The sequence below is a fragment of the Plantactinospora sp. CNZ321 genome, assembly GCF_004217235.1.
Genome location: NZ_SHKQ01000001.1, coordinates 6,761,147 through 6,778,925 on the forward strand (window position 1 = coordinate 6,761,147; position 17,779 = coordinate 6,778,925).

At 71.8% G+C, this 17,779-nt stretch carries 13 protein-coding genes and 2 pseudogenes; 6 read left to right on the forward strand and 9 right to left on the reverse strand.

The annotated features are described in order from the left end of the window. Nucleotides 1–25: 25 nt before the first annotated feature. A complete protein-coding gene (locus EV371_RS29295; protein ID WP_130464893.1) occupies nucleotides 26–505 on the reverse strand; it encodes a hypothetical protein in 480 nt (159 codons plus the stop codon). Continuing rightward, entirely contained in the window at nucleotides 502–1,524 is a 1,023-nt protein-coding gene (mshB, locus tag EV371_RS29300) for an N-acetyl-1-D-myo-inositol-2-amino-2-deoxy-alpha-D-glucopyranoside deacetylase (protein WP_207230839.1), read from the reverse strand. Before mshB ends, EV371_RS29295 begins: the two co-directional genes overlap by 4 nt. A gap of 164 nt (nucleotides 1,525–1,688) precedes the next feature. Here mshB and EV371_RS34770 point away from each other — a divergent pair. Together EV371_RS34770 and EV371_RS29305 are read left to right on the forward strand one after the other, a co-directional pair. After that, nucleotides 1,689–1,922: pseudogene (locus tag EV371_RS34770) on the forward strand (peptidase S9); the annotation flags it as partial. Nucleotides 1,923–2,045: 123 nt separating this feature from the next. Then, nucleotides 2,046–3,956: pseudogene (locus tag EV371_RS29305) on the forward strand (S9 family peptidase); the annotation flags it as partial. Between the two features lie 32 nt (nucleotides 3,957–3,988). Here the strand turns inward: EV371_RS29305 and EV371_RS29310 are convergent. Both EV371_RS29310 and EV371_RS29315 read right to left on the reverse strand, forming a co-directional pair. After that, complete coding sequence (locus tag EV371_RS29310) at nucleotides 3,989–4,417, reverse strand: VOC family protein (RefSeq protein ID WP_486484837.1); 429 nt, start codon at nucleotides 4,415–4,417, stop codon at nucleotides 3,989–3,991. Nucleotides 4,418–4,484: 67 nt separating this feature from the next. Beyond that, complete coding sequence (locus EV371_RS29315; protein ID WP_130464896.1) at nucleotides 4,485–5,303, reverse strand: SAM-dependent methyltransferase; 819 nt, start codon at nucleotides 5,301–5,303, stop codon at nucleotides 4,485–4,487. Nucleotides 5,304–5,652: 349 nt separating this feature from the next. Between EV371_RS29315 and metH the strand changes: the two genes are divergently transcribed. The 4 genes from metH to EV371_RS29340 all read left to right on the forward strand — a co-directional run bounded on the left by metH (nucleotide 5,653) and on the right by EV371_RS29340 (nucleotide 11,264). Further along, nucleotides 5,653–9,300, forward strand: coding sequence for a methionine synthase (gene metH, locus EV371_RS29320; protein WP_130464897.1), 3,648 nt, complete (start codon nucleotides 5,653–5,655; stop codon nucleotides 9,298–9,300). 108 nt (nucleotides 9,301–9,408) lie between these two features. After that, nucleotides 9,409–10,011, forward strand: coding sequence for a hypothetical protein (locus EV371_RS29330; protein WP_165436866.1), 603 nt, complete (start codon nucleotides 9,409–9,411; stop codon nucleotides 10,009–10,011). 110 nt (nucleotides 10,012–10,121) lie between these two features. After that, nucleotides 10,122–10,721: a TIGR03086 family metal-binding protein gene (locus EV371_RS29335; RefSeq protein WP_130464900.1), complete on the forward strand. Its 600-nt coding sequence runs from the start codon at nucleotides 10,122–10,124 to the stop codon at nucleotides 10,719–10,721. A 75-nt stretch (nucleotides 10,722–10,796) separates the two neighbouring features. Next, complete coding sequence (locus tag EV371_RS29340) at nucleotides 10,797–11,264, forward strand: type II toxin-antitoxin system PemK/MazF family toxin (protein ID WP_486484985.1); 468 nt, start codon at nucleotides 10,797–10,799, stop codon at nucleotides 11,262–11,264. Nucleotides 11,265–11,467: 203 nt separating this feature from the next. Here EV371_RS29340 and EV371_RS29345 read toward each other — a convergent pair whose 3' ends face one another. The 5 genes from EV371_RS29345 to EV371_RS29365 form a co-directional block, all read right to left on the reverse strand. Beyond that, nucleotides 11,468–13,225, reverse strand: a complete 1,758-nt coding sequence (locus tag EV371_RS29345) for an ABC transporter substrate-binding protein (RefSeq protein WP_130464901.1) — start codon at nucleotides 13,223–13,225, stop codon at nucleotides 11,468–11,470. 103 nt (nucleotides 13,226–13,328) lie between these two features. Further along, the gene (locus EV371_RS29350; protein WP_130464902.1) at nucleotides 13,329–14,327 is read right to left on the reverse strand and encodes an ABC transporter permease subunit; all 999 of its coding nucleotides are present in this window, start codon (nucleotides 14,325–14,327) and stop codon (nucleotides 13,329–13,331) included. A gap of 12 nt (nucleotides 14,328–14,339) precedes the next feature. After that, nucleotides 14,340–15,401, reverse strand: a complete 1,062-nt coding sequence (locus EV371_RS29355) for an ABC transporter permease (protein WP_349339203.1) — start codon at nucleotides 15,399–15,401, stop codon at nucleotides 14,340–14,342. Nucleotides 15,402–15,434: 33 nt separating this feature from the next. After that, complete coding sequence (locus EV371_RS29360; protein WP_130464903.1) at nucleotides 15,435–16,460, reverse strand: dipeptide ABC transporter ATP-binding protein; 1,026 nt, start codon at nucleotides 16,458–16,460, stop codon at nucleotides 15,435–15,437. Beyond that, complete coding sequence (locus EV371_RS29365; protein ID WP_207230640.1) at nucleotides 16,457–17,533, reverse strand: oligopeptide/dipeptide ABC transporter ATP-binding protein; 1,077 nt, start codon at nucleotides 17,531–17,533, stop codon at nucleotides 16,457–16,459. The genes EV371_RS29360 and EV371_RS29365 overlap by 4 nt, the downstream gene beginning before the upstream one ends. Nucleotides 17,534–17,779: the final 246 nt, after the last annotated feature.

Genomic DNA, 17,779 nt, shown 5'->3' on the forward strand with positions numbered 1-17,779 from the left:
CGTGGCCGCCCGACCGCACAGGGATTCAGAGGCGCGGCGGCGGCGGGGACTCCGGGCCGGGTGGATTCATGACCGTACGGAAGCCCATGACCGCGAAGGTCACCGAGCCGGCGAAGATCATCACGAGTCCGACCCAGTTGTTTGCGGCGATCAGCACGTCGCCCTCGGAGGTGCCACCGGCGGCGACCACCATCAGGGCGAACCAGACGACGGCGGGCAGCGCGAGCGCCCAGCGGCGGCCCACCGCCCGGGGCGCGAACCAGCTCAGCGCCACGTTCGCCAAGACGGTGACCAGCACCGACACCCCGATCAGCACCCCACCGACCCGGAGCATCGACAGCATCAGCTCCAGTGCGGCGGTCACCGCCGCCGCCACCACCGCGACCACACCACCGACCACCCGCAGCACCAGGTCGGCCGCCCGGTGCGCCCTCGACGGCCCGGCGGGCGACGGGACCGGCTCCAGCTCCGGCGGGACGGACACGGACGGACTCGGCAGACTCACCGCGTGCCCGCCTCCGCCGGCGTACCGGTCGGGGACGTGCGGGCCACGGCTGTCGGGTCGGTCCGGGAATCACCGGCCGGGACCGGCGCGGTCGGGTCGGCGTCGGTCACCGGCAGCCCGGCGAACAGGTCGTCCTCCCAGCCGTACGGGCCGGGACCGGGACCCCGGGAGCCGACGGCCAGGGTGTAGTACTCCACGCCCATGAACTCGCCGCCGAAGTTGCTGGCGATCGAGTAGAGCCACGAGTCGTCCGGGATCTGCGTGGCGTGCGCCCGCATCGCCGCCTCCTTCGCGGCATGCTGGTCGGTGCCGTCGATCCGGGCCGCGATCTGCTCGTCCGGGGTGCCGAACGGGAGGTCGTCGGCCTGCTCGGTGCCGGCGAACGGGTTGTCGGCGGCATCGGCGAAGGCGGCCAGGCCGGCCTCCAGCACGCTCCTCGGCATCGCCGTCCAGTAGATCTTGTCCGGCCCGAAGCCCTCGACGGTGGCGAGTTCCGCCGCCCGCATCGCCACCCGGTGCGCCTGGATGTGGTCGGGATGCCCGTAGAAGCCGTTCGGGTCGTAGGTGACCAGCACCTGGGGGCGTACCTCGCGCATGATCTCGACCAGGTGACCCGCCGCCTCGTCGAGATCGGCCCGCCAGAAGGCCCTCGGGTGGTCGTTGGTGGGCAGCCCCATCATGCCCGAGTCGCGGTACCGCCCGGCGCCGCCGAGGAACCGGTGGTCCCGGACGCCGAGCGCGGCGCAGGCGGCGGCCAACTCCGTGATGCGGTACCCGCCGAGCTGGTCGGCCTCGGCGGCGGCCAACCCGTGCAGCGCCGGTACGTGGATCTCGCCCTCCTCGCCGAGGGTGCAGGTGACCAGGGTGACCCCGGCGCCCGCCGCCGCGTAGTACGCCATCGTGGCGCCGGTGCCGATCGCCTCGTCGTCCGGATGCGCGTGCACCAACAGCAGCCGCCGGGCCGGCCGGGCCGGGTCGGCGGAACCGAACGGCTCGGCCGAGTCGACCGGGACGGCCACCTCGTTCGGGTTCGTCACCCGGGCAACTCTACGCGGCCGGGCCGGACCGCCCTGGGAAGGGAGTTGCTCCGCCGCCGCGGCGTCGTCGCCCACCACCGGTACCCGACCGGGCGGCGATGCCCGGCTCCGCCACATCGCCGACCGCCCGGCTCTACGATCACGGTGTGGACTACCCGGAGTTGGCCGCCCGTACCCGCCGGTTCAGCCGCGGCGCGCCGCGCGCCGTGACGGTGGCGAACGACGGTTCGCGAGTGGTCTTCCTCCGCTCCGGCGGCCCCACCGACCCGGTCGACGCGCTCTGGATGCTGGACCTCGCCGACGGCACCGAACGGCTGGTCGCCGACCCCGCCGACCTGCTCGCCGACCCGACGGCCGACGCGGACCCGACCGGTACCGGCCCGGCGGCCGGCCCCGCCAACCTGCTCGCCGACCCGGCGGCCGCCGCCGGCGCCCGGTCGACCGGGCTCGCCGATGCCGGACCGGCCGTCGGCACCGACCTGGCCGGCACGCCGCACTCGACCGAGCGGGCCCTGCGCGAGCGGCTCCGGCTCAGCGCCTCCGGCATCGCCTCGTACGCGACCGACCCGGCCGCCCGGGTCGCGGTCTTCGCTCTCGACGGCCGGCTGTTCCGGGCGGATCTGGTGCACGGGGACGTGGTGGAGGTCGCCGTCTCCGGCCCGGTGGTCGATCCCCGACCGGACCCGACCGGCCAACGGCTGGCCTACGTCACCGACGCCGCCGACGGCCGGGTCGGGCAGTTGCGGGTGGTCGACCCCGACGGCACCGACAACCTGCTGGCCGGCGAGGACTCCGGCGTCACCTGGGGACTGGCCGAGTTCGTCGCGGCCGAGGAGTTCGACCGGTTCCGGGGCTACTGGTGGGCGCCGGACGGGCGGTCCATCCTCGCCGCCCGGGTCGACGAGTCCCGGCTGCCCCGCTGGCACCTGCACGACCCCGGCGACCCGGCAAGCCCGCCGCGCTCGGTGGCGTACCCGCGCTCCGGCGGGCCGAACGCCGAGGTGAGCCTGCACCTGCTGGACCTCGACGGCGGCTGGGTCGACGTGCACTGGGACCGGGAGACCTATCCATACCTGGTCTCGGTGGAGTGGGCCGAGACCGGGCCGTTGATCACCGTACTGCGCCGGCTGCAGCAGCACGGCCTGGTGCTGGCGGTGGACCCGCGTACCGGCGAGACCCAGGTGCACGCCGAACTCGCCGACCCGCGCTGGGTCGAGCCGGTCGCCGGCACCCCCCGGCACCTGCCCGACGGCCGGGTACTGGTCGGCGGCGAACTCGCGCACGACGGCTACGACGCCCGCTGTCTCTTCGCCGACGGCACTCTGCTCACCCCGCCGTCGCTCTACGTCCGCCGGGTGGTCGGCTGGCTGCCGAACCGCAACGGCAGCCCCGACCTGCTGGTCGAGGGGAGCAACGGCGAGCCGAGCCAGCAGCACCTGTTCCGGGTGCGTACCGCGATCGGTGCCGGCGGGATCGACGCCCGGCGGCTCACCGGCGACCCGGGCTGGCACAGCGGGACGGTCGGCGGCGACGTACTCGTGGTGCAGTCCCGCTCACTCGACGCGGCCGGCAGCACCTGGACGGTCTGGCAGGGCGACCGGGAGGTGGGCCGGCTGCGCTCGCTCGCCGCGACCCCGCCGTACGCGCCCCGGCCCGCGCTGGAACGGGTCACCGACCGCCGGCTGCCGGCCGCGGTGGTCTACCCCGGCAACCACGTCGCGGGCCGCCGGCTGCCGGTGCTGCTGGACGTCTACGGCGGTCCCGGCCACCAGGAGGTGGTGGCCGCCCGGTCGGCGTGGCTGGAGCGGCAGTGGTGGGCCGACGCCGGCTACGCCGTGGTCACCATCGACAATCGGGGTACCCCGGGGGTGGCGCCGTCGTTCGAGAAGGTGGTGCACCGGCGGCTGGCCGACGTGATCCTGGCCGACCAGGCGGACGCGCTGACCGCGCTGACCGGCAAGCACCCCGACCTCGATCTGGGCCGGGTGGCGATCCGGGGCTGGTCGTTCGGGGGCTGGCTGGCCGCGCTGGCCGTACTGCGCCGGCCCGACCTGTTCCGGTGCGCCATCGCCGGTGCGCCGGTCACCGACTGGAGCCTGTACGACACCGCGTACACCGAGCGCTACCTTGGGACACCGTCCGACAGCCCCGAGGTGTACGCCCACCACTCGCTGCTGGAACTCGCCGTCGAGCCGGTACGCGACCCCGACGAGGCCCGGCCGATCCTGCTGGTGCACGGGATGGCCGACGACAACGTGGTGGCCGCGCACACCCTGCGGCTCTCCGCCGCGCTGCTGGCCGCCGGCCGCCCGCACTCGGTGATCCCGTTGACCGGTGCCACCCACATGGCCGCCGGTGGCACCGCCGAACGGCTGCTCGCCCTCGAACTCGACTTCCTCCGGCAACACCTGTAGGGCGCCGACCCCGACCTGCGGATCCGGCCCCGTCAGCCGGCGCTGGACCAGGAGCGGCTGGACAGCACCAGTCGGTAGCCGTCCGGATCCTCGAACGTCACACCCCAGCGGTCCCAGTACGGGCCCTGGGCGACCCGCCGGCCGCCGGCCGCCGTCAGCCGGGCGACCAGCGTGTCGTCGACCGGGGCGGCCAGGTAGAGCACCAGCAGGTCTTCGGCGCTCGGCCCGGGGCGGACCACGAGGTGCGGACCGCTGACGATCTCCAGATGCCAGCTTGCCTCCGGCCAGCCCAGCATTAGCAGGTCGTGCTCCCCCGGGCCGGCACCGGCCGCCCGGTACAGCACCGCCAGCCCGAGCCCGGCGACGTAGAAGCGTTCGACCGCCGCCGGGTTCCGGCTGGGTCGGGCGATCCGGACGTGCACCCCGGCATCGATCGGTGGAGTCCTGTCATCCCTCGGCAACGTGACCTCCTCGGCGGTTCACCGGATCCTGCTACCTGAACCGCGCTTGAGGTCAACGGCGGCCGCCTCAAGGCTTGTAGGCCACCCCGCCCACGATGGTGTGGTAGATGTCGGTCTGCCGGGACTCGTCGCCGACGGGGTGCCAGTCGGCCAGTGGGACCAGGCCGGGCGGCAACATCTCCAGGTCGCCGAAGTAGGCCGAGATCTCCTGGTGGGTACGCCACCGGCCGGTGCCGAGAGTCTCGTTGAAAACCTTCTCCACCGCGAGGGCCCGTCGGGAGACCTCCGGATGGGCGTCGCCCGGGTTGTGGAAGTGCGAGATCGCCAGGTAGCTGCCGGACGGCAGGGCCGCGGTGAGCCGGCGGGCGATCCCGCCGGGGTCCTCGTCGTCGCTCAGATGATGCAGGACCGCCAGGAGCAGCAGCCCGACCGGCTGGTCGAAATCGATCATCCGCCGGACCTCGGGATGCTCGAGAATCTTCTCCGGCTGCCGGAGGTCGCCCTCGGCGACGGTCGTGGTCTGGGCGTCCGCGAGTAGGGCCCGCCCGTGCGCGAGCGCCATCGGGTCGTTGTCGACGTAGACCACCCGGGCGGCCGGGTCCACCCCGTGGGCGATCTCGTGCACGTTGCCCTGGGTCGGCAGCCCAGAGCCGAGGTCGAGGAACTGCCGGATGCCGGCTTCCGCAGCCAGGTACCGGACCGCCCGGCGGAGGAAGGCCCGGCACGCCCGGCCCACCTCCGGACCGTCCGGCGTGACTTTCAACGCCATCTCGGCCGCCCGCCGGTCGACTGCGAAGTTGTCCTTGCCGCCCAGGTAGTAGTCGTAGACCCGGGCGATGCTGGGCCGGGTGAGGTCGACACCCGGCGGGGGCTTCTCGCTCGTCAAGACCTCGATACCTCCGTGCGGACGGCGTGTGTCGGCAGGTGATTACGGTGGACGGCAGTGGAGCGTGGTGAGCCCGCTGCCGGGCCGGCGTCGGCGCCGGGCTGCGTCACCGGACGCATGCGCACCGAGCGTAGATGAGACAGTCTCGTCCCGTCGATCCCGTGTCGACCAATACTTCATCGTGCGTCCCGCAGACTGAACGTTTCCGGCCGGTCCGCACGGGATCCGGTACCCTCGATCCTCGGGTCGAGAGGCGCTGCAACGGGCGAGACGCCCGCCACGCTCGGCCCGGGTTCCACCCGTTACGTCGAGTAAGGGCGCCTCCGTTTCTCATGACGGAGGTGGTCCCTTGAGTACGACGCCGACCCGGGCCGACGACCGCGCGTCCCGGACAGCCGCGCTACGCGACCTGCTGGCGCAGCGGATCGTGGTGCTCGACGGCGCCTGGGGCACGATGCTCCAGGGGGCCGGGCTCACCCCGGCCGACTACCGGGGCGACCTGCTCGCCAACCACTCGCACGACGTGACCGGCGACCCGGACCTGCTCAACCTGACCCGGCCGGACGTCGTCCTCGACGTACACCGGCGCTACCTGGCGGCCGGCGCGGACATCACCTCGACGAACACCTTCACCGCGACGAGCATCGCCCAAGCCGACTACGGCCTTCAGGATCTCGTCCCGGAGATGAACCTGCGCGGCGCCCAACTCGCCCGGCAGGCCGCCGACGCCGCCGGCGGCAGGTTCGTCGCCGGCTCGGTCGGGCCGCTGAACGTGACGCTGTCGCTCTCACCCCGGGTGGACGATCCGGCCTTCCGGACCGTGTCGTTCGACGGGGTCCGCGAGGCGTACGCGGAGCAGATCCGGGCGCTGGCCGAGGGCGGCGTCGACATCCTGCTGATCGAGACGATCTTCGACACGCTGAACGCGAAGGCCGCGATCGCCGCCGCCCGGGAGGTCGCGCCGGACCTGCCGCTGTGGATCTCGGTGACCATCGTCGACCTGAGCGGCCGGACCCTCTCCGGGCAGACCGTCGAGGCGTTCTGGACGTCGATCGCGCACGCCGAGCCGTTGGCGGTCGGGGTGAACTGCTCGCTCGGCGCCGCCGAGATGCGTCCGCACGTCGCCGACCTGGCCCGACTGGCCGACACCTACGTCGCGTGCCACCCCAACGCGGGGCTGCCGAACGCGTTCGGCGGCTACGACCAGCAGCCCGAGGAGACCGGCCGGCTGCTGCGCGAGTTCGCTGACGCGGGCATGGTCAACATCGTCGGCGGCTGCTGCGGCACCGGCCCGGAGCACATCGCGCGGATCGCCGAGGCCGTCGCCGGCCTACCGCCCCGGCCGGTACCGGCGGTGCCCGGCGGCACCCGGTTCAGCGGCCTGGAGCCGTTCGCCATCGGCCCCGACACCGGTTTCGTGATGATCGGCGAGCGGACCAACGTCACCGGCTCGGCCCGGTTCCGCCGGCTGATCGAGGCCGACGACTACCAGGCCGCCGTCGACGTGGCGCTGGACCAGGTACGCGGCGGCGCCAACATCCTCGACGTGAACATGGACGCCGACCTGCTCGACAGCGAGCGGGCGATGACCACCTTCCTCAACCTCATCGCCACCGAGCCCGAGGTCGCCCGCATCCCGATCATGATCGACAGCTCGCGGTGGAGCGCGCTGGAGGCCGGGCTCAAGTGCGTACAGGGCAAGGGGATCGTCAACTCGATCAGCCTCAAGGAGGGCGAGGAGGTCTTCCTCGAGCAGGCCCGGCGGATCCGTGACTACGGCGCCGGTGTGGTGGTGATGGCCTTCGACGAGATCGGCCAGGCCGACACCACCGAACGCAAGGTGTCGATCTGTGGCCGGGCGTACGACCTGCTCACCCAGCGGGCCGGGTTCGCACCCACCGACATCGTCTTCGATCCGAACGTGCTCGCCGTGGCGACCGGGATCAGCGAGCACAACGGGTACGCGAAGGCGTTCATCGACGCGCTCCCGCTGATCAAGGAGCGCTGCCCGGGGGCGAGGACCAGCGGCGGCATCTCCAACCTCTCGTTCTCGTTCCGGGGCAACGAGGTCGTCCGCGAGGCGATGCACTCGGCGTTCCTGTTCCACGCCGTACGGGCCGGACTGGACATGGGCATCGTCAACGCCGGACAGCTCGCCGTCTACCAGAACATCCCCGCCGACCTGCTGGAACTCGTCGAGGACGTGCTCTTCGACCGGCGACCGGACGCCACCGACCGGCTGGTCAGCTTCGCCTCCACGGTCAGCGGCTCCGGCACCCGGCGCGCCGTCGACCTCGGCTGGCGGGAGACGCCGGTCGAGGAGCGGCTGTCCTACGCGCTCGTGCACGGCATCGTCGACTTCATCGAGGCCGACACCGAGGAGGCGCGCAAGCAGGCCGCCCGCCCGCTCGACGTGATCGAGGGGCCGCTGATGGACGGCATGAAGGTCGTCGGCGACCTCTTCGGCTCCGGCAGGATGTTCCTGCCGCAGGTGGTCAAGAGCGCCCGGGTGATGAAGCGCTCGGTCGCCTACCTGGAGCCGTACATGGCGGCGGAAAAGGAGCAGGCCCGGCTGGAGGGCCGGCTCGACACCGACCGTGGCCAGGGCAAGGTGGTGCTGGCGACGGTCAAGGGCGACGTGCACGACATCGGCAAGAACATCGTCGGCGTGGTGCTCGGCTGCAACAACTACGACGTGGTCGACCTCGGCGTGATGGTGCCGGCCACCAAGATCCTGGACACCGCGGTCGCCGAGGGTGCCGACGCGGTCGGGCTCTCCGGACTGATCACCCCGTCCCTGGACGAGATGGTCGCCGTCGCCACCGAGATGCGGCGGCGGGGCATGAACCTGCCGCTGCTGATCGGCGGGGCCACCACCTCCCGGCAGCACACCGCCGTCCGGATCGCTCCGGCCTACGACGGCAGCACCGTGCACGTGCTCGACGCGTCCCGGGTGGTCGGGGTGGTCTCCGACCTGCTGAACCCGGAGCGGGCCGCCGAGTTGGACGTGCGCAACCGGGCGGAGCAGCAGCGGCTGCGCGAGCAGCACGAGGGGCGGGACCGGGTGCCGCTGCTCACCCTCGACCAGGCCCGGGACAACCGCGAGCAGGTCGGCTTCGACGAGCTGCCGGTGCCGGCCTTCACCGGCGTACGCACCGTCTCGCCCGAGCTGACCGAGCTGCGCGAGATGATCGACTGGCAGTTCCTCTTCCTCGCCTGGGAGTTGAGGGGGAAGTTCCCGGCCATCCTCGACCAGCCGGTGGCCCGGGAACTCTACGACGACGCCAACACCCTGCTCGACCAGATCATCGCGGGCGGCTCGCTGACCGCCGCCGGGTCGTACGCGTTCTGGCCGGCACACGCCGAGGGGGACGACATCGTGCTGACCGGCGAGGCCGGGGCGCGCTTCCCGATGCTGCGCCAGCAGACCGCCAAGCCGGCCGGCCGGCCGAACCGCTGCCTCGCCGACTACGTCGCGCCGGCCGGGGACCACCTCGGCGGATTCGCGGTGGCGATCCACGGTGCCGAGGAACTGGCCGCCGGCTTCCAGGCACGGCACGACGACTACCGGGCGATCATGGTGAAGGCGCTGGCGGACCGGCTCGCCGAGGCGTTCGCCGAACACCTGCACCTGCGGGCCCGGCGGGACTGGTACGAGCCGGACGCCGATCCGGCGATCGAGGACCTGCACGCCGAACGGTTCCGGGGGATCCGTCCCGCCCTCGGCTACCCGGCCAGCCCCGACCACAGTCTCAAGCGGCAACTGTTCGACCTGCTCGACGCCGAGACGCTCGGGATGGCCCTGACCGAGTCGTACGCGATGACGCCGGCGGCCAGCGTCAGCGGTCTGCTCTTCGCGCATCCGTCGTCGCGGTACTTCACCGTCGGGCGGCTCGGCCGGGACCAGGTCGAGGACTACGCGGAGCGCCGGGGCCTGCCGGTCGCCGAGATCGAGCGTTGGCTCCGCCCCAACCTGGGCTACGAGCCCGGACAGTGACCTCCGGAGGGGCCGGTCGGCTGACCGGCCCCTCCACCCATTTGTCTCCACCTATCCGCCGATCGGCCCACTACCCTGGTGAGTGGCGGCGGAGGGGAGGGGACGCCGGTGGAATCGCGAGGCCCGCGCTCCTGGCGGATCGGCATCCGCAGGTGGGATCACCTGCTCGACTGTGCGCTGTGGATCCGGGCGAGCGAACGGATCGAGGTGCCGGAGCACCGCCTGGTGCCCGGCCCGCTGGACCTCGACGAGTTGCCGGCGCCGACCCGGCCGCTCGGCTTCGTGCCGGGTGCGGAGTGGCTCGGCTGGTGGCTGTCGCTGGTCGACCCGGCGGCACCGCGTCCGCGACCGCGCGCCGACCTGGAGCCCGCCGACGACACCCCGGATCCGCTCGGCCTGGCACCGTGGCCGGCGCTGCGCAGGGTGGTCGCGGAGCGCTGGCCGCAGGCCAACGACTGGCACCTCGCCCGGCAGCGGAGCTCCTACGCCGGGCCGGGCCCGGGATCGCCGGCCACCGGCGAGGTGGTGCGCCAGGTCGAAGAGTCGCTGGGCCGGTCGGTACGGCCGTTCAACCTCGAGATCACCCTGTTGCCGGTACGCGACGAGGTGATCCGCCGGGTGGACCACCAGCGCTATCTGGTCCCGGAACGGGTGCACGACAGTCCACGGTGGTCGGTCTGGCTCCGCGACCTGGTGCTACGGATCTGCTGATCCGTCACCCGCCGCCCCATCGCACAGGTCGGTTTCGGCGGGGATCTGTCGGTGCCCCTGAATAGCATCCCGGACGTGCCCTGGCAGCCAGACCTCGATGGGAGTCGCAGATGCTCGACCTGAATCCTGCCGCGCAGGAGGTGATCCGGCTGGTCGGCGGCGTGGCCGACGACCAGCTCACCGCCCCGACACCGAGCACGGACACCTCGGTGGCAGCCCTGCTGGACCACCTGATGGGGCTGGCGCTCGCCTTCACCTGGGCAGCCCGGAAGTCCGGCGGGGAGGGACCCGGCGGCTCCGTCCCACCGCCACCGCCCAGTGGGGCCAACCTCGCCCCGGAGTGGCGCACCGTCCTGCCGGCAAGGCTTACCGGGTTGGTCGACGCATGGCGGCAGCCCGACGCCTGGACCGGGATGGCCACGGCCGGTGGGGTGACGATGCCGGCGGAGGTGATGGGCGTGGTCGCGCTGGACGAGTTGGTGCTGCACGGTTGGGATCTGGCCAAGGCGACCAGCCAGCCGTTCCACTGCGATCCGGCCAGCACCGAGGCGGTGCTCGCGTTCACCGCCGAGTCGGCCCGCCCCGAGCAGGCGGCCAACCGCGAGGGTCTGTTCGGCCCGGTGGTGCCGGTGCCGGCGGACGCACCGGCCCTCGACCGGGCGTTGGGCTTCGCCGGCCGGGACCCCGGCTGGACGCCACCGGCCCGTTGAGTCGCAGCGGAGGCCGAACCGGGCCGGGCCGATGGCGCCCGGTAGGGTTCCGCCGTGGCGAATCTCTGGAAGGGTGTGACGGCGACGGTCAGCCGGGTGGCCCGGCGTACCCCCGGTCGCACCGCCGGCCCCATCCCGGCCCAGCCGGCACGGCGGCGACAGGTCTCCGCGTTGCAGCGTCGGGAGCTGGTCTACGCCCCGGAGCTGGACGGACAGGCCGACCCGGGCGAGATCGTCTGGACCTGGGTGTCGTACGAGGACGATCCACGCCAGGGCAAGGACCGTCCGGTCCTGGTGGTCGGGCGGGTCAGCCGGACCCTCTTCGGGTTGATGCTCTCCAGCAAGAGCGACCGGGACGGCCAGCGGCACTGGCTCGCGCTCGGCCCCGGCGAGTGGGACCGGGACAACCGGCCGAGCTGGGTCCGGCTCGACCGGGTCCTGACGATGCGCGAGGACAGCATCCGGCGCGAGGGCGCGGTGTTGGACCGGGCCCGCTTCGACCGGGTCGGCCAGGCACTCCGCGCCGGATACGGCTGGCGCTGATCGGCTGCCTGGGTGACGGGCCACCCGGCTGACGGGCCACCCGGCTTCCGCCCGGCCGCCTGGATATCCGCGCCTGAGGATCCGCGCCTGAGGATCCGGCATTCCGCACGCCGCAGTCCGCGCGGACCGGCGTGCAGCGCCGGATCGGGACGCGTCGGGGCCCCCTCCGGACAACGACCGGAGAGGGCCCCGCACGGACCCGGCTACTGCTTGATGTGGCTGTTGTAGAAGACCGGGGTTCCGAACTGCTCCGAGATGATCAGGCCGCCGACCTTGGGGCCGGCCACCAGGAAGGTGTTGTCCTGGTAGAGCGGTACGACCGGGACGTACTTCTCCATGATCATTTGATCGACCTTGGCCCACTCCGGGCCCGCCTCGCCGGCCGGCAGGTTGCTCACCCGGTCGATCTCGGCGTTGACGTCGTCGGCGTTGAAGTACGAGACGTTGGAGTTGCCCTGCGGCCCGAGCTTGCGGCCGTCCCAGAGCACCGGAATCGTCGACACCGCGCTCGGCCAGTCCGCCGCCCAGTTCGACAGGTAGATGTCGTACGGGTTGCCCCGGGTCCGGGCGGTCGGGTTGTGGTCCTCGACGTACTGCACGGTCACGTCGAAGCCCGCCTTCTCCAGGCTCTGCTCCACGATCGGCGCGGTCTGCTGCCCGAAGGCGCTGGACCGGGACATGAAGACCAGCTTCGGCTTCTGCCCGCCGAGCAGTTCCTTGGCCTTCTCCGGGTTCCCGGTCGGCCCGCCGTCGTACGGGTTCGGGTAATCGGCCCGGCCGATGGTGGTGTCGGCCAGCAGCGTGTGGGTCAGCTTGCCGGCGGCGTCCCCGCCCTGGGTGGCGAGCAGCCCCTGCTTGTCGATCGCGTACGCGATCGCCTGCCGTACCTTGACGTCCTTGATCCGCTCGTTGTTGATGCTCAGGTACCAGACGGACGGTGAGGTCGTGCGCAGCACCCGGTCGCCGAGCGAGGCATCGCCGAGCACCTGGTTGACCAGCGCCTGCGGGACCTCCTCCCAGGCCACGCCCCCCTGGTCAGCGCCCTGGCCGGCTATCGCCCGCTCGGTGGCGGCGGTGTCGTCGGGCCCGATCTCGACCTCGATGGTGTCCGGGTAGGCGTGCCGCAGCGGGTCGGTCTTCGGGTCCCAGTTCGAGTTGCGATCCAGTACGAGCCGGGTGTCCTTGACGTATTCCTTGATCTTGTACGGTCCGGAGGAGACGACCCGGCGGTCGTACTCGGCCCGGGTGTCCTGGGCCTTCGGCACCGGCACCGAGGTCGGCAGCGAGAGCGCGAACGGCAGGTCGCAGTGCGGCTTGGCGAAGTTGAAGATCAGCGTCCGGTCGTCCTTGACGGTCAGCCCGGGGACGGTGTCGGTGCCCGAGGTGTACGGCCCCTTGTAGGTCGCGTTGTACGTCGGGTCGTCGGCCAGCCACTCCTGGATGTACGTCGGCCCGCCGTCGATGGTCTCCTCGTAGGAGCGGGCGATCCCGTACGCCACGTCGGCCGCCTTGATCGGCGTACCGTCCTCGAACTTCACCCCCTCCTTGAGGGTGTACTCCCAGGTCTTGCAGTCTTTGTTCACGTCCTTGCCGGGGTCGGTGGCGAGGTCGCCGACGAGCAGCACGTTCCCCTTGCCGTCCTCCCTGAAGACGGTCAGGGTCCGGGTGAACATCTGCTGGATCGACATCCCGAGGAAGGTGTAGGTGCGCTGCGGGTCGAGGTGTTCGAAGTCCTGCTCCTTGTACAGCTTCAGCGCGCCGCCGGGCTTCGCCCCGGGCACCTCGGCCGCCGGACCCTGGGAGTCCTTCGGGTCGGTCGCGATCGAGCTGGTGAACTGCTTGCCGCCGCCGTCGTTGTCGGAGTCACCCTTGTCGCCGGTGTTCTCCGAGCAGGCGGCCAGCGCACTGGTCGCGAGTACGAGCGCGGCGCTCGTCGCGGCCATCGCGAGCCTGGGTCGCATAGGAAGTTCCTCCTGGTGGAGTGTCGCTCAGTTGAAGGAAATGTTCACTCAAGCAGGCATGAAGGTAAGTTTCATGGCAGTAACGATGGGACAACGTTTGGGCTCACCCGAGCCGGACCCGGGGATCGACCACCGCGTACAGGACGTCGACCAGGACGTTAGCGGCGATCACGAAGACGGCGGCGAGCAGCACCGTCGCCATCACGATCGGCATGTCGAGGTTGAGCGCCGCGTTCAACGCCGTCTTGCCGAGACCGGTGAACCCGAAGACCGTCTCGGTGATGACCGTGCCGCCTAGGTAGGCGCCGAGGTCCAGCCCGGCGATGGTGATGATCGGGGTGATCGCGGCGCGCAGCGCGTGCCGACCGTACACTGTGATCTTTGCCAGGCCCTTGGCCCTCGCGGTCCGGACGAAGTCCTCGGAGAGGGTCTCCAGCATCTGCGCCCGGGCGAGCCGGGCGTAGATCGCGGAGTTGAGGAAGCCGAGCGCGAACCAGGGCAGCAGCATCGCCGACGCCCAGGCCACCGGGTTCTCGGTCAGCGGGGTGTAGCGCGGATAGCCCAGGATGCCGGTCTCGTAGACCAGGCCGATCAGCAGCAGCGGCCCGAAGAGCAGGATCGGCATGGATGCGCCGACCAGTGAGGTGCCGACCGCGAGCCGGTCGAAGGCGGTCCCCCGGCGCAGCGCCGAGACCATCCCGATCGAGATGCCCAACAGCAGCCAGACCACGGCCGCGCCGAAGACGATGCTGAGGGTCACCGGCAGGGTACGCCCGACGATCCCGGCGACCGGCTCGTCGTTACGGAACGAGAAGCCGAGGCAGGGCGCCGGGCAGTCCCGGGCGGTCTCGCCGGAGCCGATCGTACGGCCGACGAAGATGCCCCGCATGAAGTCGCCGTACTGCACCGGGATCGGCTTGTCGAGCCCCATCCGGCGTTCGATCATCTCGATCCGCTCCGGGCTGCAGACGTTCTTGCTGTCCCCGCACATCAGCTCGGCCGGGTTGTTCGGCACCGCGAAGAACATCCCGAAGGTGATCACGCTGACCGCGAGCAGGGTGCTCAGCGCCAGCAGGACCTTCTTGACCACGAATCGCAGCACGCCGCCCTCCTCCTACCTGCCCGACTTCGGGTCGAGCGCGTCGCGCAGCGAGTCGCCGAAGAGGTTAAACGCCAGCACCAGCAGGAACAGCGTCGTCCCGCCCACGATGGTGAAGCTCGGCACGTCCCGGATGTAACGCACGCTGTCGTTGATCAACCGGCCCAGGTCGGGGGTCGGCTCCAGCACCCCGATGCCGAGGAAGGAGAGCGCCGCCTCCGCGGTGATCAGGGCCGGGACGTTCAGCGAGAAGGTCACCAGGATCGGCGCCCAGAGGTTCGGCAGGAGCTGCCGGAACAGGATGTGCCCCAGCCCGGCGCCGGAGGCCCGGGCCGCCTCCACGAACTCGCGCTCACGCAGCGAGAGCACCTGCCCCCGGACCAGCCGGGCCGAGATCGTCCAGTTGAACAACACGAAGATCAACACCAGCAGTGCCGGTCTGAACCACGGCGACACCTCGTCGCGCGGCCCGTAGAACTGGTTCACCGCGAGCGGCACGAACGCGAAGCAGAAGATGTAGAACGGGAAGGCCAGCGCCAGGTCGATGACCCAGGTGAACACGGCGTCGACCCAGCCGCCGACGTACCCGGCGAGAATGCCGATCACCACGCCGAGCGCGATGGTCAGCACGGCGGCGGTGAAGGCGATCATCAACGAGGTACGCAGCCCGTAGACGACCTGGATGAAGATGTCCCGGCCGATCCCCGGCTGGATGCCGAACCAGTGCTCGCCCGAGACCCCGGCATAACCGAGCGGGAAGCCGTTGCGGTCCAGCCGTTCCGGGAACCGCTCCTGCGGGCCCTTGCCGTAGAGCCGGGCCACCAGCGGCGCGGCCACCGCCAGCAGGATGAAGAAGATCAGCACCCCGCCGCTGACCAGCGCCACCCGGTCCCGGCGCAGCCGGCGCCAGGCGAGCTGCCCCGGCGACCGGCCGACGAACCCGTCCGCCCCGGCCGCCGGCGTGCCGCTCCCGGCGGCTGACGTGCCCTCCGGTACGTCGTCCTCCGGCATCGGTGCGACCGGCCCGACCTCGGCCGCGACCGCCCCGACCTGCGCCGCGATCTGCTGTTCACTCACGGCAACCCGCCTCGTCCGTGACAGCACACCTCATCACAGCTCACCCTCCTCCGGAAAGTGGCAGGCCACCGAGCCGGTCCGGCCGGGGTGGGGGCTCAGCGGCGGCTCCTGGGCCGCGCAGATCTCCTGGGCCTTCCAGCACCGGGTCCGGAACCGGCAGCCGGACGGCGGGTCCAGCGGTGTCGGTACGTCCCCGGTGAGCCGGATCCGCCCCGCCGGCCCCAACTTCGTCACGTCCGGTACGGCGGAGAGCAGCGCCCGGGTGTAGGGGTGCCGTGGCCGCTGGTAGATCTCCACCCGATCGCCGGTCTCCACGATCTTCCCGAGGTACATCACCGCGATCCGCTGGCAGAAGTGCCGGACCACGGCCAGGTCGTGGGCGATGAAGACGAAGGCGAGATCCAGCTCCCGTTGCAGGTCGCGGAGCAGGTTGACCACCTGCGCCTGGATCGAGACGTCCAGTGCGGAGACCGGCTCGTCGGCGACGACGAGCTTCGGCCGCAGCGCAAGGGCGCGGGCGATCCCGATCCGCTGCCGCTGGCCGCCGGAGAACTCGTGTGGATAGCGGTTGTAGTGCTCGGGATTCAGGCCGACGAGTTCGAGCAGCTCGCGTACCCGCTGCCGCACCCCGCCGGGCGGATCGATCCCGTTGACCTGCAACGGCATCGCCACGATGCGCCCGACGGTGTGCCGGGGGTTCAGCGAGGCGTACGGGTCCTGGAAAATGATCTGAAGGTCCTGGCGGAGTGGTCGCAGCTCGCCCCGGGAGGCGCGGGTGATGTCCCGCCCCTCGAAGACGATCCTGCCGGCGGTCGGCTCCAGCAGCCGGACCAGCAGCCGACCGGTGGTGGTCTTGCCACAGCCCGACTCGCCGACCAGGCCGAGGGTCTCCCCCGCCCGGACCTCGAAGTCCAGCCCGTCGACCGCCCGCACCAAGCCGCGGCGGCGCACCCCGGAGCGCACCGGAAAGTGCTTGGTCAGCCCGGTCACCGCCAGCAGCGGCTCGCCGCCCCCGGAGTCGACCGGCTGCTCCGGCACCACCTCTGCCCGCGCACTCATGGCGCCACCCCCACCTGGGCGATCTCGTCGGCGTAGTACCGCTGCCGGTCGGCCTCGGGCAGGTGGCAGGCGACCCGGTGACCGGCCTCGGTCACCGGCAGCAGCTCGGGGACCTCGGTCGAGGATCGGCCGCCGGCCCGGTCGGCGTACCGGCAGCGGGGGTGGAAGGCGCAGCCGGGCGGCAGGTGGATCAGGCTCGGCGGGTTGCCCCGGATCGGCACCAGGTCCGCGTCCGCGTCACCGTGCAACGACGGCACGCTGGAGAGCAACCCCCAGGTGTACGGGTGCTGCGGCCGGCGCAGCACCTGCTCGACGCTGCCGTGCTCGACGGCCCGCCCGGCATACATCACGAGTACGTCGTCGGCGACCTGGCTGACCACCCCGAGATCATGGGTGATCAGCACGATCGCCGAGTTGAACTCCGATTGGAGGTCGGCAAGGAGGTCGAGGATCTGCGCCTGCACGGTGACGTCCAGCGCGGTGGTGGGCTCGTCCGCGACCAGCAGGTCGGGATCGTTGACCAGGGCCATCGCGATCATCACGCGCTGGCGCATCCCGCCGGAGAACTCGTGTGGATAGTCGTCGACCCGGCGCTCCGGCTGCGGGATGCCGACCCGGCCCAGCATCTCGACCGCGCGCCGCCGCGCCGCCCGCCGGCCCGTCCCCGGATGGTGCACCCGGTACGCCTCGGCGATCTGCCGCCCGACGGCATAGTAGGGATGCAGTGCGGAGAGCGGATCCTGGAAGACCATCGCCATGTCCCGGCCGCGCAGCTTTCGGCACTCGGCGTCGGGCAGCCCGACGATGTTCCGGCCACCGACCAGGATCTCGCCACTGATCTCCGTACGCCTCGGGTCGTGCAGGCCGAGCACGGCGAGGCTGGTGACGCTCTTGCCGGAGCCGGACTCGCCGACGATTCCCAGGGTGCGACCCCGCTGTACGGCGAACGAGAGGCCGTCGACCGCGCGCACCACCCCGTCCTCGGTGGCGAACCGCACCCGCAGGTCCCGCACCCGCAGGTACGCCTCGCCCGTCGGAGTCGCGGACGACGCTGCCGATTCCGGCGTCCCCACCAGCGCCCTCCCCTTCCTGCTCCGTCACCGCTTCCGCCACTCGCCCGGCCGGTCCGGGCCAGCGTGAAGGTAACCTACAGCAGAGTCAAGGGGGTGAAAATAAGCTACAGGTGCCGATCTTCTCGGCCCACCCGGTTCCCCGGCCGGCGAACCGGCGCGTCCCACCATTCAAGTAGCTCCGCCCCACCCCTGTCGACCCCCCCACCGCCCACATCGGCACGCGACGTCCTGCGGCTCACCGAGCCG